The following is a 22,385-nucleotide window of genomic DNA, read 5'->3' as shown; positions in this document are numbered from 1 at the left end:
TTAAGAGGAGAGCTCATATGAAAAAAATTATAACATATGGAACTTTTGACTTGTTACATTACGGACATATCAATTTGTTAAGAAGAGCTAAAGAACAAGGAGACTACCTTATTGTTGCTTTATCAACTGATGAATTTAATTGGAATCAAAAACAAAAAAAATGTTATTTTGAATATGATAAAAGGAAACAATTATTGGAAGCAATTCGCTATGTTGATCTTGTAATTCCGGAAAATAGTTGGGAACAAAAAATAAGTGATGTTCAGGAATTTAAGATTGATAAATTCATTATGGGAGATGATTGGGCAGGCAAGTTTGATTTTATTGAAAATGAGACAGATGCTGAAGTGATTTATCTTCCTCGCACCCCAGAAATTTCTACGACACAAATCAAAAAGGATTTGGAGGCTAAGAAAAAATGAATACCTATTTAATCACTGGCGGAGCTGGCTTCATCGGTTCTACTTTAGCGAATCATGTATCTAAAGAAAATTTTGTAATCGTAATTGATGATTTATCTATGGGTAAAGAAGAGAACTTGGTTAAAAATTCGAACTTACGATTTATCAAAGGTTCGGTCACAGATAGCGAATTAATGGACGAGATTCTTTCAAAAAATACTTTTGATTATATCTTTCATTTTGCTGCGGTCGCTAGTGTTGCTGACTCAGTTGAACGCCCGGTTGATACGCATCAGGTTAATTTTGAGAGTGTTTTAATGCTGTTAGAATTAGTTAGAAAATATCAAAAAAATTTGAAACGATTAATTTTTAGTTCTTCTGCGGCGGTGTACGGAGATGAACCGACGTTACCTAAAAAAGAAGAATCGGCGATTTGTCCGCTGACACCATATGCGATTGATAAATTTGCTGCTGAGCAGTATGTCTTAGCGTACAATCATCTTTATGGAATCAATACAAGTGCGGTTCGTTTCTTCAATGTCTATGGGCCAAACCAAAATCCAGAATCGCCTTATAGTGGAGTGATTTCTATTTTAGTGGATCGCTATAAAAAAGTTCAAACGGGTGAGGACACTCAATTTACTTTATTTGGTGACGGTTCTCAATCTAGAGATTTTGTTTTCATTGAAGATGTTATTCAAGCTCTATTACTTATTGCAGACAAAAAAGAATCTCTGGGAAAACAATTTAATGTCGGTACCGGAAATGCTATTACTCTTAATGAGTTGATCGCCGTGATTGATAAATCATTGGGAATCAAATTACCTATTGCGTACCAACCTGAAAGAGACGGAGATATCAAAGAGTCCGTTTCTGATATTACTCGCCTCAAAAATCTAGGTTTTATTCCTAGTTTTACTATCGATGAAGGTATTAAGAAATATCTGGTTTCTGAGAAATTACTAAATTGATTTTATAACGTTAACTGTAGAATTAAGCTAAACAAATAGAAAAAATTTAGAGTACACTCAAAATGGTTCTGATCAATAATAAGGTTGGACACTGGATATAATTATTAGTCAAGTAGAGTACAAAAATCCTAGAAATTCATAGAAATATCAAACACTAGTGGAAGTATTTTTGAGTTACACGGATGGAGATGCTTTGTACAACTTCTTTTGACAATTGAGAGTAAAATATTTTTAAAAATATAAGAGTGTTATTCAGTATTTAAGATAAGGTTGGTAAAGAATTTGACAAAATATTTTAATAATAAATTTTTAACAGAAGTTTTTTTCTTTTTTTTGGCGATTATAACTTGCTTTTTCTTTTATCAAATGGGTTTAATAAGAAGTGTTATTTTGTCTTTGCTTCTCACGGCAGTTTATACGCTTTTCAAAAAAAAAAATACGAATAATACAGTTTTAATTGCGTCGATTCTAATTTCTTTTTTTTGGAGTATGAGCACTAATACTCAAAGTTTAAACTTTACACCAAGTTTTATCATTGGTCTGTGTCTATGCGTTTTAATGTACACCATTCTATTTACAAATTTTATTTCATTTTGTTTAGTAGCTAAGTTACAAATATCTTCTCTAAGGACAATTCACATTTTTTGTGGAACAAGTTTTTTAATGATTTTTGGTGTGTGGTTCTATTATTGGTTATCTTTTTATCCAGGACTTTTGACAAATGATTCCTACAACCAGTGGGCTCAAGCTAATGGATTCCAGTTGTATTCAGAATGGCATCCACTTGTGCATACATTTTTGATAAAATTCACTACCTTCATTAACCATTCACCGTCTGTGTTTTTATTTATACAGATATTTTTTGGTGCTTTAACGGTGGTTTATATTTTAGGTAAACTTTTGAAAAATGGTGCGCCAATTTTTTTGTGTAGTATTATTAGTTTGCTATATGCTCTTTACCCTATTAACGGAATATTAATGGTATCTTTATGGAAAGATATACCTTATTCAATATTGTTATTACTACTTTTTTATATGATTAGTGAAATAGTTTTCAATACAGCTTCTGCTGAAAAAAGAACATTTAACATTTTCTCTTTTACTATTGTGTCAATATTAACAGCTTTGTTTAGAAAGAATGGGTTATTAGTAGTAATAATTTCGTTAATTATTCTAATGATATACGTAAAAAAGAAAAGATTTCTTATCTCAATAGTAATTTTCTTTTTTTCAATTTTTTCCTTTAATTTTTTTACAAGTAAAATTTTACATGCAGAAAAGTCTCCCACTTATGAAGCCTTATCTATACCTATGCAACAAGTATCAGCAACGTATAAAATGGGAGGAAAGATACCACCGAAGGAACAAGCTTATTTTAGCAGAATTCTTCCTGAAAAATTATGGAGAGAGAACTATAACGATAAGACTGTTGATTTTATAAAATATAATGCAAATTTTAACGGTGATATTATTGAGAATCAACCTAAAGTTTTTCTTCTACACTGGTCCAAATTATTAAAATATAACCCTAAAATTTTTATAAAATCTTTTTTGAATCAAACAGCTAGTATTTGGAGATTTTACACACCAAATGGTTACAAAATTAATATACATGGTGGACTAGAAATAACAGGAACTCGTGAAAATTATTATGATGATGAAAAAATAGCTCCTTTAGATACTGAGAAGAAATTAATATCAAATTATGAAACTTATAAAGCTAGGGCTAAAAGAAATAATATAAAACCAATGAGATATAAAGATTTCAAAAACAAGGTTTTAAGAGCATACAAACCACTTAAGAATGATACTAAGTCGAGATTTGGACAGAAAGTACTCAGTGAAATCTATCATATTGTAAATGACAAATTACAGAAATATATCGTCAGAGGTGCTTTAGCTGTTCTTATTTTGTTAGTTGCAACTACAATCAGTATAATAAAATACGGTGTTTTAAAATCCACATTAATTTTTATGGTTCCTTATTTGAATCTTTTTTCTTTAATTATTTCAGCACCAGCTACAGATTTCAGATATATTTATAGCCTTGTTTTTTCTATTATCCCTATATTATTAACTGTTATATATCCACCGATTCAAGAAGAAAACGTGGATAAGTTTTGATTAATTGTAAGAGCAACTAAACAAAAATTTCAATCTCCCTCATAATTTTTCTCAGAAATATGTGGCCATGCCACATTACTCTATCGATAAATTTCGTTATTTGCTTTTTTGATTTGACTGTAAAAAATGTGGTAGAAATGATATAGAACATAAAAAAATCGAAGCGTATTCGACTTTCTTATGTTATTATTACAAATAGTTGTGTAGTTAGGAGAGTAAACATGAATGATGAAAGAATAGTAATCCTTATCCCTTGTTACAACGAAGCGCTTACTATAAAAAAAGTAATTAATGATTTTCAAAGGGAATTACCTGAAGCGGATATCTATGTCTATGATAATAATTCAACAGATGATACTTATGAGATTGCGCAAAATGAAGGGGCAATCGTTAAGAAGGAACCTCGGCAAGGAAAAGGAAATGTTATCCGCCAGATGTTTTTTGATATTGAAGCGGATTATTATTTAATGGCAGATGGGGACGACACCTATCCTGCAGAAAATTGTCATGAATTACTTGCGGCTTTGAGAGAAGGAAAAGCAGATATGGTGATTGGTGATCGTTTATCAAATGGAACGTATTTTAATGAGAATAAGCGGGCCTTTCATGATTTTGGGAACAACTTGGTCAAAAATTCAATCAATCGTTTGTATCAAGCAAATATTAAAGATGTAATGACGGGTTATCGGGGATTTAATCGAGTTTTTGTAAAAAGCTTTCCAGTGATGAGTTCGGGATTTCAAATTGAAACAGAATTTACGATTCATGCACTGGATAAACGCTTTAAACTAGTTGAGATTCCAATTGATTATCGGGATCGACCTGAAGGGAGCGAATCTAAATTAGATACTTTTTCAGATGGATTAAAAGTTCTAATAACGATTTTCAAGATGTGTAAAGACTATAAACCATTATTTTTTTTCACAGTGTGGTTTTTATTATTTTTCGTTTTAGGCTTAGTTGTAGGTTTGCCAGTTGTGATAGAGTTTTTAAAATTTGGTCATATAAATAAAATACCATCAGCAATTTTGGCGACAGGTTTAATGACATTTTCAATGCTATTACTTGTTACAGGATTAACTTTAGATACTGTAGTGAGAGCGGATAAAAAAATGTATGAATTAAACTTGTACAAGCTGTATGAAGTGAAAAATGAAAAATAATTTTTTTAAATCGGATAGTCGATTTCTACTATTATCAATATTTACGGTTTCTGTATTTCCGTATAATTATCCTTTGACAGAAGCATCATCAATTATACAGAATTCTTTATGGATTTTTTTAATAGCCCCAATTTATTATTTTTATAAATTTTCTTTTTCCGGTGTTAGTAGAAAAAAACTTAAGTATTGTGGATCTTTAGCACTTCTTTTTTCACTAATTTTAAAGGTAGGACGAGAACTCATACTATACTCTAAGTTATCATATTCGATTTCTAGCATTCTTAAAAATTTGATCGTAGTTTTAGGTATCAGCATTTTAATTTGTTCTGTGTTAATTTTTTTATTGAATTTAAGTACCTTTGATAAAATAAAGAATAGCACTAATAAAGTTCATGGATTTCGATTTTTTTTCTTTTTCTTTTTAATTGTTTGGATGCCAATGTTATTCATATTTTGGCCAGGAATATTTTCTTACGATGTTCCGATGCAAATGTCAGAGCTGGTTAATAATGATGTAAGTACCCACCATCCGATAATTCATACACTTTTGATAAATATAGTTATTGTAATTGGAAAAATATTTGGAAACTATAACCTAGGTGGGCTGATATATACTCTTATTCAAATGTTAATATGTATTGGGATTAATGCATATATTTGTAGTAGACTATCTCACTATAAATTGAGTAGAATCTTTTACTATTTACTAGTTGGGTATTATCTGTTCTTTCCGTTAAATATGATTTTTTCTATTGTAGCTACTAAGGATGTACTATTTTCCACATTCTTTTTTCTTTTGATATTTAAACTATGTGAGTACTATGTTTTTGAAAAGAACTTATTAAGTAGGAATAAAGCTATTGAACTCATCTTAATTATTGTTTTAGTCGGATTATTTCGAAATAATGCTATTTATGCACTTTTAGGAACTCTACCGTTTATCCTTTTTATGAAAAAAAGAAAGAAACGCAATAATTTGTTATTCGTTTTTATTCTAGGAATCTTTTTTACTCTTGTATCTAATCAAGCCTTTGTAGCAATTACTAGTGCGAGACCAGGAATGCAAGGGCAAATGTATAGTGTTCCTTTACAGCAGTTAGCTCGAAGCTATATCAATAACCCAGATTCTTTTTCCAAAAAGGAAAAGGAAGAATTGTTCTCTTATGTTCCAGAAGTTAATCTGAGAAATTATAATCCAAGAATCTCTGATTATGTAAAAGGTTCTTTTACTTTGAAGCACAAAGGGAATACAAGCATCAAATTTTTAAAATTATGGGCGAGGATAGGTCGAAAAAATAAAAGCAATTATTTAGATGCTTTTCTTATGCTTACGCAAGGTTATTGGGATCCGAATTTACAGTTTCCAGATAAATTCTATAAGCAACCTATAGTGGAATTGAAAACTTATAATACAGTATTGTCTAAGAGATTTTATGAAGATAGCAAATTACCAAATATAAGGAAAAAAATAATTGATAGATTCTATACAGAAAATAGTTATAAAAAAATACCTCTCTTTTCATTATTGTTTTCTTCAGGTTTTGTAATATGGATTCTTTTAGTTACTTGTTTGTATTCAATTTATAACGATTTAAGGGACTTCTATTTTATATTTGTTTTTCTTATTTTGTATTATGGTACTCTGCTATTAGGACCGGTAACATTAGTTAGATATGTATATCCATACATGTTAGTGTGGCCTATTCTAACAGTTTTCGTAATTATTAAGGCAAATGAAAAAAATATAATTTCCTTAACTAAATAAATTTTGCGTTTCACTCCTCTTTTATTTCATGTATAATGGTTAAAGTTATGACATGAAGTAAGGGGGAGTTGTTTTTTGTCTGAGGATCAAAACCAACACTCAGAAGAAGGGTCTTTTAAAGAGCAGATTATGCGTGCTTTAGAAGAAGGGAAAAAAAGTCGTGAAGTAGAAGCTGCTAAAAAAACTTCTACATACCGTGGAGCGTCCAAAGAAAAAAAGAAGATTAGCGATGACGACGACTTAGCTTCGTCTTATGAGCGTTTATTTGGTAATAGACAAAATAAGCAAGACACAACGGACTCTGAGCAAAAATCGAAATCAACTGAAAAAATAGAAGATGGATCGTTAAGTAAAGATGCCATAAAAAAAGAAGTTCCTAATAGCAGTCTCGAATCAGCTACTGACAAGTTACCTCCTAAAGAGATAGTCGTTGCTGAAAAAGAGACCGTAAGTAAAGATGAACAAGAGAGTGAACCTTCAAAAAAATTAGAAAAACGAGCGAACATTCGACGTTCAAAGGCTAAAGAACCTGTTGTTTCGGTAGAAGAAACAACAATCGCAGACAAAAATGAATCGCCGAATGAGACAAGTACTGAAGCAGAACCATCGATTTTTCATCGAATCAGCGAGAAATTTGATGAGCTTCGTCATATGGAAGAAGAATTTGAAGAGGATTTAAGTGAGGAGAGCAATTTGAAACGAGCAGAACGTCGCAAAGAGGATCGAGTCGTTCGTAAGATTGTCTACATCTTGACAATCGGGATTTTGATCATCGCCGGGATCTTAGCCATTTCAGGATATAATTATGTGAATGCTGGCTTGAAACCGTTAGATAGAAACGATAAAAAATTAGTACAAGTAGAAGTACCAAGCGGGTCATCCAATCGTCAAATCGGAGATATTTTAGAAGAAGAAGAAGTTATTCGTGATGGAATGGTCTTTAATTTCTATACAAAATTTAAAAATTTGACGAATTTTCAAGCGGGTTATTATCAGTTCTCGCCTAATATGACATTAGATCAGATCAGTAAGGAATTGCAACAAGGCGGCAGCGCAGAACCATTAGATGACGCATCGAAGTTAACGATTCCAGAAGGTTATGATGTGGATCAAATCGCCAGCTTGATAGCGAAGAAAACAGACTTTAAGAAAGAAGACTTCATTAAAGTAATGAAAGATGAAAAATTCTTTGATCAATTGAAGTCGCAGTATTCGGATCTGCTGACAGATGCTGGAAATGCTAAAGATGTTCGTTATCGTCTAGAGGGGTATTTATTCCCGGCTACTTACAATGTTCACAAAAATAGAAGTTTGGAAGACTTAGTTACTCAAATGGTCGACACAACAAATCAAATCTTGACGCCTTATTACAGTCAAATCAAAGAAAAAGGCTTAAATGTTCAAGAAGTGATGACATTAGCTTCATTAGTAGAAAAAGAAGGGGTCACGCAATCAGATCGTAAGAAAATTGCGCAAGTCTTCTTTAATCGAATAGAAGCACAAATGCCGTTGCAATCAGATATTTCGATTCTTTATGCGTTAGGAGAACACAAAGAACTTGTGACTTATAAAGATACGGAAGTGGATTCGCCATATAACTTGTACACCAATTCAGGTTATGGACCAGGACCGTTTGATAATCCAAGTCAGGAAGCAATCTTGGCAGTACTCGATCCGACAGAAACAGAAGCATATTATTTTGTTGCAGATATCTCAACGGGTAAAGTATATTATGCGAAGACATACGAAGAGCATATGGAACTAGTTGAAAAATATGTTAATAAAGAGAAATAAACAATTTACATTATAAGAATTACGTGGTAATCTTTTGTGGATTAAATCTATAAAGGATTACCTTTCGTAATTTTTTTGATTGAAGGAGAATAAGAATGGCAGAAAAAATATATCCAATGACTCTAGAAGGAAAAGAAAAACTAGAGCAGGAATTAGAAGAACTAAAAACAGTTAAACGTGGAGAAATCATTGAACGAATCAAAATCGCTCGTAGCTTTGGCGATTTATCTGAGAACTCTGAATATGAATCTGCAAAAGATGAGCAGGCCTTTGTTGAGGGTCGAATCAATACATTAGAGAACATGATTCGTTTTGCTCAAATCATCGATAATGAAAATGTTGATTCTGATGAAATTTCGATTGGTAAAACGGTTACGTTCGTTGAATTGCCAGATGATGAAGAAGAAGAATATACAATCGTCGGAAAAGCTGAAGCGGATCCGTTTTCTGGTAAGATCTCCAATGATTCTCCTATCGCTCAAGCCTTGATCGGTAAAAGCGTCGGAGATGTCGTAACGATCGCAACACCAGGTGGGAACATGGAAGTAAAAATCACTAAAGTGACACAAAATTAAGCAAAAGAGGCGCTGGTCGTCTCTTTTCTTTTAGCTAAATTTACTATTCGATACTATGGCGAAGTATTTTAGCGCTGAGTTTGCGACTTTAGACCGATAGTATTTAGAAAGTAAAAAAAGTAGAATAAGATATAAATAAAAAAGTTGGGGGAAAAAGATAAAATGAAAAGTCCATGGCGCTTTTTTATTGTAATTGAAGCCTTGCTTGCGATTTTCTTATTATGGCAGTTATCTTCAAATCCTGCGATGTTGATCTTATTGATCTTTGGCATATTAAATATCTATTGGGCGATGCGAAAACACCACCGTGGAAAATTCCAATTGATTTTAGGTTCAGTGATTTTGGTCATCTGCCTTGTAAATAGTCCGGCAACTTGGCTGATGTTGATTTTTGCAGTGATTTTTCTTGGTCTAAAAGGGTTCGAAATTGCTGGTATCTCCATGCCAAGCCGTTCACTGAAGACGAAAAAGAGTATCACAATGGTGGAAACGACGGATCCGGTTAATCATAATGGGGAAAAAAAGAAACAAAATTGGTTTGGCAATGATCGAATTGGCACCCAAGTCTTTGAATGGGACGATATCAATGTCGCTATTTTAGCGGGGGATACCATCGTCGATTTAGGCAATACCTTATTGCCAAAAGAAGACAGTGTCGTGATCGTTCGTAAAGGGTTTGGTCGGACGCGGATCTTAGTGCCGTATGGAATCGGAATTCTTTTTGAGCACGCGACTTTATACGGAAAAGTTCTATTTGATGAAGAATCACAAGTTCTTCGAAATGAGACAATTAAAATTTATAGTGAGGATTACGATAAAAGTCCCCGCAGATTAAAAATAGTAACCAATACATTGGTTGGTGATATTGAGGTGATCCGCGTATGATGGGGAAATCTTCTCGTTTACAGATCGCCCTTTATTCTGGGCTGATCTCCTTTTTATTGTTCTTGACCACCTTATTTTTATATATGTATGCGATTGGGAAAAAACAATTATTTGCACAACTTTTTATTGCGCGGATCTTCTATATGCCATTATTTATCCATATTCTTTTTATCGCATTGACGATAAGTGTTGCTATATATTTTTTTGTAACGTTTTTAGAAAAACGCCAACTAGGAAAACTTGAGGGGAAACTGCAACATTTGGCTTCAGGGAATTATGATCAGCCGTCATTAGATGTTACTATCGCCCAAAATAAAGAGATGTTGCTGGTGGATCATGATATCAAACGAATCAAAGAAAAGCTGGTCAGTATGTCGCGTGAACTACAGCAGCTGAGCAGCCAGCCGCAGATGGTGGATGGTACGACTAAAGAAAAGATCTTAGAAGAAGAACGGCATCGCTTAGCGCGTGAACTGCATGACTCTGTTTCTCAGCAGCTTTTTGCGGCGATGATGATGATGTCGGCATTAAATGAACAATCACAGTATTCGGAAGAATTGGAACCTTATAAGAAACAATTGGCTATGGTCGCAGACATTATTAATGCTGCACAATCAGAAATGCGCGCCTTGTTGCTCCATTTACGTCCAATTAATTTGGAAGGAAAAAGTTTACGACAAGGAATCGAACAATTATTAAAAGAATTGCAGACGAAGATCCAAATTAAATTGAAGTGGGATGTACAAGATATCCATGTTTCTGCTAGTATCGAAGATCAACTATTCCGAGTGATCCAAGAATTGCTTTCCAATACATTGCGCCATGCAAAAGCGGGTGAATTGGAAGTCTATCTAAAAATCGTTGGCCAAAATATTTTATTGCGTGTCATCGATGACGGTGTCGGATTTGAAGCAAAAGATGAGCATGCAGGAAGCTACGGCCTGCGAAATATCCGTGAACGTATCGCAGGTGTCGGCGGTTCAACGAAAATAATTAGTTTCAAAGGACAAGGAACAAGTATCGAAATCAAAATCCCGGTTGTGAATGAGGCTAGTCCAATCGATTCAAAGGAAAAATAATGTTCAAATGATAGAAGATGTTAGAAAAAAATACTGAAAAAATTTATGAACAGGAACTAGGAGGCAAAAGATGATACGAGTGCTATTAGTTGACGATCATGAAATGGTTCGTTTGGGTGTTTCTTCTTATTTATCGATCCAAGCAGATGTAGAAGTCGTCGGAGAAGCTGAAAACGGCGAAGAGGGATATGAAAAAGCGATGGAACTTCGTCCGGATGTAATTCTGATGGATTTAGTAATGGAAGTCATGGACGGCATCGAGTCGACCAAGAAAATTTTGAAAGATTGGCCGGAAGCAAAAATTTTGATCGTCACTAGTTTTATTGATGATGAAAAGGTCTATCCAGCCATCGAAGCAGGCGCATCAGGGTATTTGTTGAAAACATCGACCGCTCATGAAATCGCCAATGCCATTCGCAAAACATATAATGGCGAGCGCGTGTTAGAACCAGAAGTCACGACGAAAATGATGGAACAACTTTCCAATCGTCATCGCCATGTCCTTCATGAAGAATTAACAAATCGTGAGCAAGAGATTTTGCTCTTGATTGCCCAAGGAATGAGCAACCAAGAGATTGCAGATGAATTATTTATCACCTTAAAAACAGTCAAAACACATGTTTCAAATATTTTGGCAAAATTAGAAGTCGAAGATCGGACTCAAGCAGCGATTTATGCCTTCAAACACGGGTTGATAAAATAGAGAGTTCCTCTCTGTTTTATTGACCCGCTCTTTGTTATACTTAAGAAGAAATAAAAAAATTCTCAACTACAAATTCTTTGACAGATTTTATAGTTGGTCTAACAAAGATGAATTGAATAAATGATTATAACGAGGAGATAACATGAAACAAAGTTTTGTTATTATTGGTTTAGGAAGATTTGGCGGAAGTATTTGTCGGACATTAGTTGAATCAGGGCAAGAAGTTCTGGCCATCGATAGTAGTGAAGACCGGGTAAATGAATATATGAATATTGCGACTCATGCAGTCGTTGCGAATGCGCAAGATGAGATGACACTACGCTCATTAGGTATTCGTAATTTTGATCATGTAATCGTGGCAATCGGCGAAGACATCCAAGCTAGTATTTTAGTGACGCTGATGGTCAAAGAAATGGGTGTGCCTGATATTTTAGCAAAAGCACAAAATGAGTACCATGCCCGCGTACTAGAAAAAATCGGTGCTGATCGAGTAGTCCATCCTGAACGCGATATGGGGCAACGAATCGCCCATAATCTTATTTCAAAAAATATTTTGGATTATTTAGAGCTATCCGACGAATTTTCACTAGCTGAGATCAATGTATCCAATCGGAAATTTTATGGGAAGACCTTAGATGAATTAGACTTCCGCCAGCGTTTTGGACTAAATGTCGTAGCGATTCGCCGAGGAAAACAAGATCCTATCGTCACTCCTGCTGCGGAAGAAGTCGTGCAAAAAGATGATCATTTAGTTGTGATTGGCCGCGATGAAGATGTAGATTATTTAGATGAAAAAATGAATGGATAGGTGATTTTTAAATGAAATTAACGATAACTCCCCAAGCTCAAAACTGGTTCAAAAAAGAACTAGCACCTGCTAAGGGTCAAGGAATCAAGTTTTATGGAAAAGTTTATGGTAAAACACAAGTTCATGAAGGTTTTTCAGTAGGGATGGGCGTAGATACTCCAGAAGATCCACTTCTCACAACGACGATTGGCGAGCAATTGTTTTATATTGAAGCGACAGATGAATGGTTTTTTGAAGGCTTTGATCTAGTGGTCGATTACGATGAGAAGCTAGATGAACCTAAATATGATTTTAGTCAGGCTTAGGAGTGACTTAAATGTTATCAGTGATTGTTCCTTGCTTTAATGAAGAGGAAGCGATTCCTCTTTTTTTCGTGGAGATGGAAAAAACAAAAGCAAACATTGCTCATGAATTTGAATATATTTTTATCAATGATGGCTCCAGTGATCACACACTGGAAGTTTTGCGTAATTTAGCTCGTAAGCATAAATTTGTGCGCTACCTTTCTTTTTCTCGTAATTTTGGCAAAGAAGCGGCTTTATATGCTGGATTACAAGCGGCTAGTGGGGAATTAGTGACTGTGATGGATGTGGACTTGCAAGATCCACCAGAATTGTTGCCAAGAATGGTAGAGATGATTGAAACAACGGATATTGATTGTGTCGGGACTCGCAGAACTGACCGAAAAGGTGAACCATTAATAAGAAGTTTTTTTGCTAAAAAATTCTATCAATTAATTAATAAGATAAGTGATACTGAAATGGTCGATGGGGCAAGAGATTACCGCTTGATGACCAGACAAATGGTTGATGCAATCCTGGAATTGACTGAGCACAATCGGTTTTCTAAAGGATTGTTCAGCTGGGTCGGTTTCAAGACAGAATATCTTACATTTGAAAATCACGAACGAACGGTTGGCGAAACTTCGTGGTCTTTTTGGAAATTATTTAATTATTCCCTTGATGGTATTATCAATTTTTCTGATGCGCCATTGAATATTGCTTCTTTTGTGGGTGCCTTTTCTTGTGTTGCTTCAGCGATTGCGATGGTATTCATTATTGTTCGAGCCTTGCTTTTTGGTGATCCAACATCTGGTTGGCCATCGTTAGTGACGATTATTCTTTTCATTGGTGGTATTCAATTATTATGTATTGGAATCATCGGAAAGTATATCGGTAAAATTTTTATGGAAACAAAAAAACGCCCCGTCTACATCGTGAAAGAGACTGAAAAAAAGTTGAAGCAATAGCTCCAACTTTTTTTTTAGTAGCCACGATCTAATCGGACTTGATTGCGAGAAAGTGCATTAGTCGTCACATAAGCTTTAAGATTTGCTAGGAAAATCTGCATGAATTTGTTTTGGAAATCTACTGTCAGTCCTGAGATATGAGGCGTAATCAAAACATTCGGTAATGTCCATAGCGGATTATCGCTAGATAAAGGTTCTTCTTCAAAAACATCCAGAGCAGCAAAGGCGAAAGATTTCTCTGTCAATGCTGTTATTAATTCTTTCGTGTGGACAGTATCGCCGCGACCGACATTGATAAAGACCGCATCTTGTTTCATTTTCTCAAAAATATCACTATTGAAGATATGGTAAGTTTCTTGTGTTCCTGGCAAGATTCCTACAACGATATCCATTCCAGAAACAATTTTTGCTAAGTTTTTGATGGAATAGGTCTCGGTGAATCCTTCAACAGGATGACCAGTAGTATTAATCCCATAAACATTTACGCCCAAACTATGAATAGAACGTGATAGTTGTTGACCGATATGACCAGTGCCGACGACTAAGAGGTTTTTTCCAGCAAGCTGGTCATAGTGAATGGTGTTTTGTCCCCATAGTTGTTGTTCTTGATTTTTTACGGATTGATTTAAGCCGCGGTAATAACCAAGTAAAACGCCGATGATATGTTCACTGATAGAAAGTGCATGGATTCCGCTACCGTTTGATAATAAAATGTTTTGTGTCGAAAATTCAGCCAGAGGGAGAGAATCAATCCCCGCTGAGATGGATTGGACCCACTTTAGTTGATTCGTTGAAAGCAAAAGTTCATTAAACTTTTCTGACCAGCCAACAGATATTTCCACTGCTGCTGCTTCTTCAGATGTTATCTCTGTTTTTACTTGATAATCAGGTGCGATGGCATGGATCTTGTCGATAAATTCTTCACGAAATGCACGTTGTAAAAAAATAATAGGTTTTGTCATTATGCTCCCTCATTTCATTTTTCTAACTGGAAAACTCGCTTTCATTTTATCAAAAATCTTGAAAAAAAACTGCTTACAGAATCGCAAGCAGTTAATTGGTCGGTAATTCGATTTTAGGTAAATAATTGATGATGCGGAAAAAGATGAACAGACTGATAAGCGTGATCAAGATGCTGGAATCAAAACTTGGTTGGAATAATAAGATAATCGTTGCTAAGATCGTTGGAATCGTAGCACAAAAAATAATCGTTTTAAAGCAATCAAAAAATTTCACACGCCGCAATCTTAATTTTGCGACGATCATTCCGGCAAATCCGGCAAAGACTAAGGTTACGAATAAATTAATAAAAGAAGGGTAGATTCCCGCTAGTAACATCACAAGCGGTGCCCAAACCGGCAACTTCAGATCTTTTAATTCACTTCTTAAGCTATCACCAGTCATATTTTTCAGTGGATCTTGGGTGTAAGAAAATTTTAAAACGTTGTCACCAAACAGTGCTGAACTGACACCGCCATAATCCGGCAAGACGACTAATGCTTGTTTTTTTAATAGCCCGATACTAAAGTAATTTCCAACAAGGTCTTTTTCAACATCTTGTTGTGTGCGTTTGCCTTCAGGATCAAAGGTTAAGATGATGGAGTCTGTTTGATAAATGAATCCTTTTTCTGGCCCATCGGTTTTAATCGACCCATTTTCAATTTGAAAATCAGGAATCTTCTCCACAATTGTCAGACTATCGGTTTTGATCTGGTCCATTACTTGAAGGGCTTGATAGACACTTGGAATTGCCAGAATCAGACTCAAGCCTAATAAATAAACGATTGCCTTCCAAAAGGAGGTATTTTTGGCGTTTTTTAGATCTTCGAAACGAAAAAGAGATCCTTTGATTAATTGACGAAAAGTCATGTGATCGCTCCAATCTTTATATACAAATGCCATTGTAGCGAAGTAAAGTTGAAATAACAAGCTGATCTGTAAAAATGTAAAAAGAAATCAAGAAAGAATTGACTAATATTTTCAGCTTCGCTATCTTATTTTAAGAAGAGAAGAATAAGAAAGTGAGAAATTATGAAAATCTATCACATGGTTAAAGAATATTTAGTAGCAAAAAGGTTGTGGGAAGTCTTTATTTATTTGTTTTTTGGCGGATTAGCGACTGTGGTAAATATTGTGACATTTGCCTTAGCTTATCAGGTTTTCCATTTGAATTGGCCCATCTCTAATACGATCTCTTGGATTTTCTCGGTCCTGTTTGCCTTTGTGACTAATAAGGTATGGGTCTTTCAATCAAAAACGGAAAATTTCAAAGAACTGGTATGGGAGTTTAGCAAATTTGTTTTTGCTCGGGTGATTTCTTTTGGGATGGATATGGCTACGATGTATCTTTTTATCGATTTGCTTCATACAGGGAATCTGATTGCAAAACTCATCACACAAATTATTGTTGTTATTGCGAATTATATTTTCAGCAAAGTATTCATATTTAAAAAAGTTGAGATCATTGAGGATGAGAAAACTAATTCTTCCTCACGTTAAGCATATACTTTGAAGAACAGAGCGTTATTTGATACAGTCAATGTGTAAGATATTTTAAGGAGGAATTGAAGAATGGCTTATACTTTACCAGATCTACCTTATGAATACGATGCGTTAGAACCTTACATTGATGTTGAAACGATGCATTTGCATCATGACAAGCACCACAATACGTATGTAACCAACTTAAATGCCGCAATCGAAAAACATCCTGAATTAGCGGAGCAAACGATAGAAGAATTAGTGACTCATTTAAATGATGTACCAGAAGATATCCGTACAGCAGTTCGGAACAACGGTGGCGGACACGCTAACCATAGTTTTTTCTGGAAAATCATGGCACCAAATGCTGGCGGCGAACCAACAGGTGAAATTAAAACAGCGATTGAAGAAACATTTGGTAGTTTTGAAAAAATGAAAGAAGAATTCAAAACAGCAGCAACAGGCCGTTTTGGCTCTGGTTGGGCTTGGTTAGTATGGAACAACGGCAAGTTAGAAATTACATCGACTGCCAATCAAGACAGCCCATTAACGGATGGCAAAACACCTATTATTGGTTTAGACGTTTGGGAACATGCTTACTATTTAAAATATAAAAATGTTCGTCCAGATTACATCGCGGCCTTTTGGGATGTAGTAAACTGGGAACAAGCAAACCAAAACTTAGCAGCAGCTAAATAATGCCAATTAAAAAATCGGAAAGACAGGATACTGGTCTTTTCGATTTTTTTGCTCTGAATAATTCGATTGTTCCTAAAATCTTCATAAACTTATGGTATAAATCAAAGATGTAGAGCAAAAGTCTTATTATTTTTTAAGTTTTGTTCGTTCAAATGGATTATTTTTTTTGATGGTTGAACCGTCGGCAAATCTATGAGAAAATGAAACGTAAAAATCGTTGATAGAGGTGTACCATGAGTCGTTGGAAAAAAATTGTTATAGGATTGCTTGTCCTACTGAACTTAGTTGTAGGAGGCATTACATATTATGCAGTTCAAGTAACTGCAGATGCAAGTAAAATGGTTGATAATATTCGTCAAACAGTCAAACGAACGAGTTTGAAAAGAGAAGGCGGCGAAAAACCCAATATCGACAATGCAGAACCTTTTTCGATTTTGCTTGCGGGGGTAGATACAGGAGATCTGGGCCGATCAGATCAAGGTCGATCAGATAGTATGATGGTAGTCACCATTAATCCTAAACAAAAAAAATCAACGATTGTTAGTCTTGATCGAGATATCTTAGCCAAGATTGTAGGTTATGGAAGCAACGATAAACTGAACCATGCCTATGCCTTTGGTGGTGTGGAGATGTCCATGGACACCATAGAAACACTTTTAGACATTCCGTTAGATCATTATGTTTCCATCAATATGCGCGGCTTGAAAGATTTGATCGATGCAGTTGGTGGGATCGAAGTAAATAATAAGATCGATTTTACATTGGATGGTATCCATGTCAAAAAAGGGAAACAAACTCTAGACGGTGAAAAAGGATTGGCATATGCGCGCATGCGGTATGAAGATCCAGAAGGTGATGTTGGTCGCCAAAAACGTCAGCGTGAAGTTGTGACCAAAATCTTACGTAAAGCCATGTCGATTAACGGAGTAGGAAATTACCGAAAAATTTTAAAAGCGGTCGAAAAAAATATGAAGACCGATTTAACGTGGGAAGATATGATGGATGTTGGGACAAATTATTTATCCGCATTTGATACAATCAAACAAAAACAATTAGTTGGAAAAAGCCAGATGATTGATGAAGTGTATTATCAGATTCTAGGTACCAACGAATTATTAGAAATCCAAAATACGTTGAAAAAACAATTAGGACAAACACCTGCTGAAACTTTGCCAAATTTGGAAGATGACGATGCTTATAGCTTGTTCTACGATGACTCAGATGGAAAAGCCAGTGAAGATACTAGTCAATTTGCCCCAGGATATGATGATCCTAGTAACTATGACAATAGCAATGGTTACGAAGAATCTTCCAGTGTAGATGATGACTATTCACAATATGACGATTCTGCGCAAACCAATCAAGGATATGATGATCCTAATGCCCAATACGGGCAACCGGCAGCAGGATATTAATCAACGCTGTGTGATACTGTAAATAAATTTCTGATTTCCCATTAAAGAACATAATTTTAAAATAGACTGAAAAAGGGGTGTGACAATAATTTTGTCACACCCCTTAGCTTATTTTTTGGATAATTTTACGACTACTTCACAACGAGCTGTCTGAGGAAACATATCAACAGATTGCAGGTAATCTACGTGATAGATTTTGCTAAGACTAACAAGATCACGCGCCAATGTGGATACGTTGCAAGAAATATAGACCATTTGTGGACTAGGTGATGCTTGGATTGCTTTTAATAGTTGATCATCCAATCCCGTTCTGGGCGGATCAACAACAATCGCATCAGGAGAAAATCCTTCTTTCAACCATTTAGGTAAGATACTTTCTGCGGTTCCAACTTCGTAGTGGGTATTGGTCAGATTCATCGCTTCAGCATTTTTTTTCGCATCATCGATTGCTTGAGAAATGATGTCCATCCCGCGGACTTCTTTTGCTTGTTTTGCTAATGACAGCCCGATTGTCCCAACTCCGCAATACGCATCGACAATTGTTTTAGGCGTTGACAGATCTAACGCATTAACCGCTTCTTGATAAAGTACTTTGGTTTGTTGAGGATTTAACTGGAAGAAAGCTCGCGGAGAAAGTTCAAAACTTACTTCATCGATCTTTTCATTAATGACTTCTTTTCCCCATAAATGGATCGTTTCATCTCCCATGATGACCGAAGTTTTTTTATCTTGGATGTTTTGCATAATAGAGACCACTTCTGGCAGACGCTGAGTGATCTCACGGATTAATGGATTCACCTTTGGTATTTTTTTTGTTTTAGTGATTAAGACTACCTGAACCTCACCTGTTTCGATACCGATTCGAACCATTAACGTCCGTAAGATTCCGGCATTGATTCGTTCATCATAGATGGGCACATCGTATTTCGTCAATAAATTGGTCACGGTATTAATCACTTTTTGCGTCGTTTCCTCTTGTACGAGACAGTCTTTAAGCGGAACTAATTGGTGAGAGTCTGCGCGATAGAGACCAGCTTCTACTTGATTGGTTTGTTTATTTTTACGTAATTGAAATTGAGCTTTGTTACGATAATGCCAAGGATTTTCCATCCCGAGCGTGTCCCGCAATTCAAAATCTTGGTATCCGTCTGGTTTGTATTTTTCTAAAGCTTGCCGCAATAAATCTTTTTTGAAGTCTAATTGTTTGTTGTAAGCAAGATGCTGCAGTTGACAGCCGCCGCATTCTTCGTAGACTGGACAAGGCGGAATAATCCGATCAGGACTTTTTTTTATGATCTTAACTAGATCAGCTTCCGCAAAGCGCGGAGTGGCTTTGCTGATACGGGCAACGACGGTCTCATTAGGCAACGCTCCTGTTACAAAAATAATGAGACGTTTGTAATAGGCGATGCCTTCACCATTGATACCAAGACGTTTTATTTTTAAGGTCAATGTTTGATTTGTTTTAAGTTGAACAGCCATAATGAGCCTCTTTCTGGAATTGATAAGTACAGTTTTTCTGTGCAATTCATTTTAGCATATTTTTAGTGACTGGTTGTTCATCTATGATAGAATTAATTTTTGTGAGGAAGATCCGGTAAAATGGAAAAATAGGAGGATACAAGATGTTGACGGTAGTGAAGGTCAGTCAAGGTCGGGGACCTTATTATAAAGTAGAATTTTCCAATGGAGAAAAATTACGATTGTCAGAAGACACGGTCGTACGTCACCGCTTGCTCAAAGGGCAAGAATTGTCTGAAAAACTATTGACAGCAATCAAACAAGAAGGGCGAGAAGATTTAGGCTTCCAACTAGCTTTGAATTACTTGAGTTATCAATTACGGACAGAAAAAGAAATCCATACGTATTTAAAAGATAATGAGATCGAACAATCTGATCGGCAGAAAATCCTCAAACGACTCAAAGAAATGCATTTAGTGGATGATCTTGTTTACAGTGAAAGTTATGTTCGTACACAGATGCGATTAGGTGATAAAGGTCCACGAGTTTTGCAACAAAAACTAAAACAAAAAGGTGTAAATGATCTTACAATCCAACAAGCTCTTTATCTATATGAAGCCGATGAACAATTTCAAGTAGCCTTTCATACTGCTCAAAAAGCCTTGAAAAAATTTCATCATAACAGTCAGCGTGAAACGCGGCAAAAACTCCAAAAATTACTGATAACGAAAGGGTTTGACAGTGATATCAGTAAAAGTGTGTTGGCTGAGGTCGATTTTTCAGACATTCAAGAACAAGAAGGCGATGCTTTAGAAGTACAAGGAGAGAAATTGTGGCGAAAAAATCAGCGGTTTGAACCTGCAAAACGACGTCAAAAAGTGAAACAGAGCTTGTATCAAAAAGGGTTTCAGTTCGATCAGATTGATGCCTTTATTCGTAGAAAAGAGGAAAGTGATGAGTAAGAGATGGGAGGATTGGACTGCGCAAGAGACCACCGATTTTCAACAGGCTTTTCTTACTTGGTACCAACAAGAAAAACGCAATCTTCCTTGGCGTTATAATCAAGATCCTTATCGTATCTGGATTTCAGAAATCATGTTGCAGCAAACGCGGGTCGACACGGTGATTGATTATTTTTATCGATTTATGGAAACATTCCCAACGATTCAAGATTTAGCCAATGCACCAGAAGATAAACTATTGAAAGTCTGGGAAGGGTTAGGCTATTATTCCCGTGCCCGAAATTTACAAACTGCTGCAAAACAGATTATGGAAGAATTTGAGGGAGAATTTCCCACAACGGTTGAGGATATTCGTTCGTTAAAAGGAATTGGTCCTTACACAGCTGGGGCGATCAGCAGCATCGCGTTTGATCTTCCTGAGCCTGCGATTGATGGCAATGTGATGCGTGTAGTCAGTCGATTGTTTTGCATAGAAGCCGATATCGCCAAAGCAAGCAGTCGCAAGGTTTTTGATGAGGCGATGCGTAAAATCATCAGCTACGATCAACCAGGAGAGTTCAATCAAGCGATGATGGATCTAGGTTCTAGTATCTGTACACCAACAAAACCACAATGTGAACTCTGTCCAATCCAAAATTTTTGCCAAGCATATCAAGAAAAACGTCAGACAGATTTTCCAGTCAAATCGAAAAAACAAAAGCCTAAAGATGTTTATTATATTGCAGGGATCATCGAAAATAATCAGCAAGAAATATTTCTGCAGCAACGACCGGAAAGTGGATTGTTAGCTAGTATGTGGTTGTTCCCATTAGAAGAAATCAGTGCGGCACGTTTCGAAGAACTTCAAGAACGATATGATTCGAATCGTTGGGATTTGTTTTCTGATGCATTGATTGCCGAAGATAGTCCAGAATTATTTTCAACAGAAGCAGTCGTTTGGCAAAAAAAAATTCTGGGAGAAGTAACGCATGTTTTCAGTCATTTGCGGTGGCATATCATTATTTTTTATGGGCGAAACACTGCTCCGCTGACACTTGAAGGTCAATGGGTACGTCCAAATAGATTTTCGAACTATGTTTTCCCAAAACCACAGCAAAAAATGTTGGAAGTTTTTGAAAATAATCTAGCAGACGACAAAGATTAGTAGGCAATCTTACATTTTATTGCTATAATAATTCTGATGTCGGTGTGATAACACCCAAACAAATGCGAAATGATCGTTTCGCTGAGGGAAGGGTAGCTATGAAAGTACCAAAAGAAGGAGAGTTTGTAACGATCAAAAGTTACAAACACGACGGCAGTTTGCATCGAACGTGGCGTGATACCATGGTATTGAAAACAAGCGAGTGTTCACTGATCGGCCTGAATGACCATACGTTGGTCACAGAATCTGATGGCAGAAGATGGGTCACTCGTGAACCAGCGATCGTTTATTTTCATCAAAAATACTGGTTCAACATAATAGCAATGATTCGAGAGAAGGGAGTTTCTTATTATTGTAATCTAGCATCACCTTATGTATTAGATGACGAGGCACTTAAGTACATTGATTATGATTTAGATGTCAAAGTTTTTCCAGATGGTGAAAAACGGTTATTAGACGTAGATGAATACGAAGCCCATAGTCAGCAGATGCATTATTCTAAAGAAATTGATTACATCCTCAAGGAAAATGTCAAAATCTTAGTAGACTGGATTAACAATGAAAAGGGGCCATTTTCCCAAGGCTATATTGATATTTGGTATGATCGTTATAAGCAATTGTCGCGAAAGTAGAAAGAAAAGGCTATACCAAACAACTTGGTATAGCCTTTTTTGCTGCGGTGATTGTAAAAAATCAAAGTAAAATA

General features: G+C 35.6%; 22 protein-coding genes. 19 read left to right on the top strand and 3 right to left on the bottom strand.

Annotated features, from left to right (window positions below):
- Positions 1–17 precede the first annotated feature (17 nt).
- The 13 genes from tagD (at position 18) to P7D84_RS04085 (ending at position 13,517) form a co-directional block, all read left to right on the top strand.
- Positions 18–422 carry a glycerol-3-phosphate cytidylyltransferase gene (gene tagD / locus P7D84_RS04145; RefSeq protein ID WP_311800189.1) on the top strand — a complete coding sequence of 135 codons (405 nt, stop codon included), beginning with the start codon at positions 18–20 and terminating at the stop codon, positions 420–422.
- A complete protein-coding gene (locus P7D84_RS04140) occupies positions 419–1,372 on the top strand; it encodes an NAD-dependent epimerase/dehydratase family protein (protein WP_311805141.1) in 954 nt (317 codons plus the stop codon). The genes tagD and P7D84_RS04140 overlap by 4 nt, the downstream gene beginning before the upstream one ends.
- A 282-nt stretch (positions 1,373–1,654) precedes the next feature.
- Positions 1,655–3,496, top strand: coding sequence for a DUF6020 family protein (locus P7D84_RS04135; RefSeq protein WP_311805139.1), 1,842 nt, complete (start codon positions 1,655–1,657; stop codon positions 3,494–3,496).
- Positions 3,497–3,717: 221 nt separating this feature from the next.
- On the top strand, positions 3,718–4,659 hold the full coding sequence (locus P7D84_RS04130) for a glycosyltransferase family 2 protein (RefSeq protein ID WP_311805137.1): 942 nt from the start codon (positions 3,718–3,720) through the stop codon (positions 4,657–4,659).
- A complete protein-coding gene (locus P7D84_RS04125) occupies positions 4,649–6,424 on the top strand; it encodes a DUF6020 family protein (RefSeq protein WP_311805134.1) in 1,776 nt (591 codons plus the stop codon). The genes P7D84_RS04130 and P7D84_RS04125 overlap by 11 nt, the downstream gene beginning before the upstream one ends.
- A gap of 651 nt (positions 6,425–7,075) precedes the next feature.
- The gene (gene mltG, locus P7D84_RS04120; protein WP_311800258.1) at positions 7,076–8,218 is read left to right on the top strand and encodes an endolytic transglycosylase MltG; all 1,143 of its coding nucleotides are present in this window, start codon (positions 7,076–7,078) and stop codon (positions 8,216–8,218) included.
- A 95-nt stretch (positions 8,219–8,313) separates the two neighbouring features.
- Positions 8,314–8,793, top strand: coding sequence for a transcription elongation factor GreA (gene greA / locus P7D84_RS04115; protein ID WP_311800186.1), 480 nt, complete (start codon positions 8,314–8,316; stop codon positions 8,791–8,793).
- A gap of 162 nt (positions 8,794–8,955) precedes the next feature.
- Positions 8,956–9,678, top strand: a complete 723-nt coding sequence (gene liaF, locus P7D84_RS04110; RefSeq protein ID WP_311805132.1) for a cell wall-active antibiotics response protein LiaF — start codon at positions 8,956–8,958, stop codon at positions 9,676–9,678.
- A complete protein-coding gene (locus tag P7D84_RS04105; RefSeq protein ID WP_311800184.1) occupies positions 9,675–10,757 on the top strand; it encodes a sensor histidine kinase in 1,083 nt (360 codons plus the stop codon). The genes liaF and P7D84_RS04105 overlap by 4 nt, the downstream gene beginning before the upstream one ends.
- A gap of 70 nt (positions 10,758–10,827) precedes the next feature.
- Positions 10,828–11,460, top strand: coding sequence for a response regulator transcription factor (locus tag P7D84_RS04100; RefSeq protein ID WP_311800183.1), 633 nt, complete (start codon positions 10,828–10,830; stop codon positions 11,458–11,460).
- Between the two features lie 142 nt (positions 11,461–11,602).
- Positions 11,603–12,268, top strand: coding sequence for a potassium channel family protein (locus tag P7D84_RS04095; protein ID WP_311800182.1), 666 nt, complete (start codon positions 11,603–11,605; stop codon positions 12,266–12,268).
- An 11-nt stretch (positions 12,269–12,279) separates the two neighbouring features.
- Positions 12,280–12,573, top strand: coding sequence for a HesB/YadR/YfhF family protein (locus P7D84_RS04090; RefSeq protein ID WP_311805131.1), 294 nt, complete (start codon positions 12,280–12,282; stop codon positions 12,571–12,573).
- A gap of 11 nt (positions 12,574–12,584) precedes the next feature.
- The gene (locus tag P7D84_RS04085) at positions 12,585–13,517 is read left to right on the top strand and encodes a glycosyltransferase family 2 protein (RefSeq protein WP_311805129.1); all 933 of its coding nucleotides are present in this window, start codon (positions 12,585–12,587) and stop codon (positions 13,515–13,517) included.
- Positions 13,518–13,531: 14 nt separating this feature from the next.
- On the opposite strand, the gene P7D84_RS04080 is transcribed toward P7D84_RS04085, so the two are convergent.
- Both P7D84_RS04080 and P7D84_RS04075 read right to left on the bottom strand, forming a co-directional pair.
- Positions 13,532–14,479, bottom strand: coding sequence for a phosphoglycerate dehydrogenase (locus P7D84_RS04080; protein ID WP_311805127.1), 948 nt, complete (start codon positions 14,477–14,479; stop codon positions 13,532–13,534).
- Between the two features lie 91 nt (positions 14,480–14,570).
- On the bottom strand, positions 14,571–15,386 hold the full coding sequence (locus tag P7D84_RS04075; protein ID WP_311805125.1) for a DUF1189 domain-containing protein: 816 nt from the start codon (positions 15,384–15,386) through the stop codon (positions 14,571–14,573).
- A 162-nt stretch (positions 15,387–15,548) separates the two neighbouring features.
- Between P7D84_RS04075 and P7D84_RS04070 the strand changes: the two genes are divergently transcribed.
- From P7D84_RS04070 to P7D84_RS04060, 3 genes are all read left to right on the top strand, one after another.
- Positions 15,549–16,016, top strand: a complete 468-nt coding sequence (locus P7D84_RS04070; RefSeq protein WP_311800176.1) for a GtrA family protein — start codon at positions 15,549–15,551, stop codon at positions 16,014–16,016.
- Between the two features lie 72 nt (positions 16,017–16,088).
- Positions 16,089–16,697 carry a superoxide dismutase gene (locus P7D84_RS04065; protein ID WP_311803213.1) on the top strand — a complete coding sequence of 203 codons (609 nt, stop codon included), beginning with the start codon at positions 16,089–16,091 and terminating at the stop codon, positions 16,695–16,697.
- A gap of 233 nt (positions 16,698–16,930) precedes the next feature.
- Positions 16,931–18,112: an LCP family glycopolymer transferase gene (locus P7D84_RS04060; RefSeq protein ID WP_311805123.1), complete on the top strand. Its 1,182-nt coding sequence runs from the start codon at positions 16,931–16,933 to the stop codon at positions 18,110–18,112.
- Between the two features lie 108 nt (positions 18,113–18,220).
- Here the strand turns inward: P7D84_RS04060 and rlmD are convergent, their stop codons facing one another.
- On the bottom strand, positions 18,221–19,594 hold the full coding sequence (gene rlmD, locus P7D84_RS04055) for a 23S rRNA (uracil(1939)-C(5))-methyltransferase RlmD (protein WP_311805121.1): 1,374 nt from the start codon (positions 19,592–19,594) through the stop codon (positions 18,221–18,223).
- 143 nt (positions 19,595–19,737) lie between these two features.
- Here rlmD and recX point away from each other — a divergent pair, with 143 nt between their 5' ends.
- The 3 genes from recX to ntdP all read left to right on the top strand — a co-directional run bounded on the left by recX (position 19,738) and on the right by ntdP (position 22,311).
- Positions 19,738–20,535, top strand: a complete 798-nt coding sequence (gene recX / locus P7D84_RS04050; RefSeq protein WP_311805119.1) for a recombination regulator RecX — start codon at positions 19,738–19,740, stop codon at positions 20,533–20,535.
- Positions 20,528–21,679: an A/G-specific adenine glycosylase gene (mutY, locus tag P7D84_RS04045; protein WP_311805117.1), complete on the top strand. Its 1,152-nt coding sequence runs from the start codon at positions 20,528–20,530 to the stop codon at positions 21,677–21,679. The genes recX and mutY overlap by 8 nt, the downstream gene beginning before the upstream one ends.
- Positions 21,680–21,777: 98 nt before the next feature.
- The gene (gene ntdP / locus P7D84_RS04040; RefSeq protein WP_311800169.1) at positions 21,778–22,311 is read left to right on the top strand and encodes a nucleoside tri-diphosphate phosphatase; all 534 of its coding nucleotides are present in this window, start codon (positions 21,778–21,780) and stop codon (positions 22,309–22,311) included.
- Positions 22,312–22,385 lie beyond the last annotated feature (74 nt).

The organism is Enterococcus dongliensis, from assembly GCF_031927985.1.
GTDB classification, from domain to species: domain Bacteria; phylum Bacillota; class Bacilli; order Lactobacillales; family Enterococcaceae; genus Enterococcus_A; species Enterococcus_A dongliensis.
This window is presented reverse-complemented; position numbering and strand designations above follow the sequence as displayed.

Bases quoted from the DNA above. Each gene is read 5' to 3' on its own strand.
- tagD (WP_311800189.1), top strand. From the start codon at position 18: ATGAAAAAAATTATAACATATGGAACTTTTGACTTGTTACATTACGGA.
- P7D84_RS04140 (WP_311805141.1), top strand. From the start codon at position 419: ATGAATACCTATTTAATCACTGGCGGAGCTGGCTTCATCGGTTCTACT.
- P7D84_RS04130 (WP_311805137.1), top strand. From the start codon at position 3,718: ATGAATGATGAAAGAATAGTAATCCTTATCCCTTGTTACAACGAAGCG.
- P7D84_RS04125 (WP_311805134.1), top strand. From the start codon at position 4,649: ATGAAAAATAATTTTTTTAAATCGGATAGTCGATTTCTACTATTATCA.
- mltG (WP_311800258.1), top strand. From the start codon at position 7,076: ATGGAAGAAGAATTTGAAGAGGATTTAAGTGAGGAGAGCAATTTGAAA.
- greA (WP_311800186.1), top strand. From the start codon at position 8,314: ATGGCAGAAAAAATATATCCAATGACTCTAGAAGGAAAAGAAAAACTA.
- liaF (WP_311805132.1), top strand. From the start codon at position 8,956: ATGAAAAGTCCATGGCGCTTTTTTATTGTAATTGAAGCCTTGCTTGCG.
- P7D84_RS04105 (WP_311800184.1), top strand. From the start codon at position 9,675: ATGATGGGGAAATCTTCTCGTTTACAGATCGCCCTTTATTCTGGGCTG.
- P7D84_RS04100 (WP_311800183.1), top strand. From the start codon at position 10,828: ATGATACGAGTGCTATTAGTTGACGATCATGAAATGGTTCGTTTGGGT.
- P7D84_RS04095 (WP_311800182.1), top strand. From the start codon at position 11,603: ATGAAACAAAGTTTTGTTATTATTGGTTTAGGAAGATTTGGCGGAAGT.
- P7D84_RS04090 (WP_311805131.1), top strand. From the start codon at position 12,280: ATGAAATTAACGATAACTCCCCAAGCTCAAAACTGGTTCAAAAAAGAA.
- P7D84_RS04085 (WP_311805129.1), top strand. From the start codon at position 12,585: ATGTTATCAGTGATTGTTCCTTGCTTTAATGAAGAGGAAGCGATTCCT.
- P7D84_RS04080 (WP_311805127.1), bottom strand. From the start codon at position 14,479: ATGACAAAACCTATTATTTTTTTACAACGTGCATTTCGTGAAGAATTT.
- P7D84_RS04075 (WP_311805125.1), bottom strand. From the start codon at position 15,386: ATGACTTTTCGTCAATTAATCAAAGGATCTCTTTTTCGTTTCGAAGAT.
- P7D84_RS04070 (WP_311800176.1), top strand. From the start codon at position 15,549: ATGAAAATCTATCACATGGTTAAAGAATATTTAGTAGCAAAAAGGTTG.
- P7D84_RS04065 (WP_311803213.1), top strand. From the start codon at position 16,089: ATGGCTTATACTTTACCAGATCTACCTTATGAATACGATGCGTTAGAA.
- P7D84_RS04060 (WP_311805123.1), top strand. From the start codon at position 16,931: ATGAGTCGTTGGAAAAAAATTGTTATAGGATTGCTTGTCCTACTGAAC.
- rlmD (WP_311805121.1), bottom strand. From the start codon at position 19,594: ATGGCTGTTCAACTTAAAACAAATCAAACATTGACCTTAAAAATAAAA.
- recX (WP_311805119.1), top strand. From the start codon at position 19,738: ATGTTGACGGTAGTGAAGGTCAGTCAAGGTCGGGGACCTTATTATAAA.
- mutY (WP_311805117.1), top strand. From the start codon at position 20,528: ATGAGTAAGAGATGGGAGGATTGGACTGCGCAAGAGACCACCGATTTT.
- ntdP (WP_311800169.1), top strand. From the start codon at position 21,778: ATGAAAGTACCAAAAGAAGGAGAGTTTGTAACGATCAAAAGTTACAAA.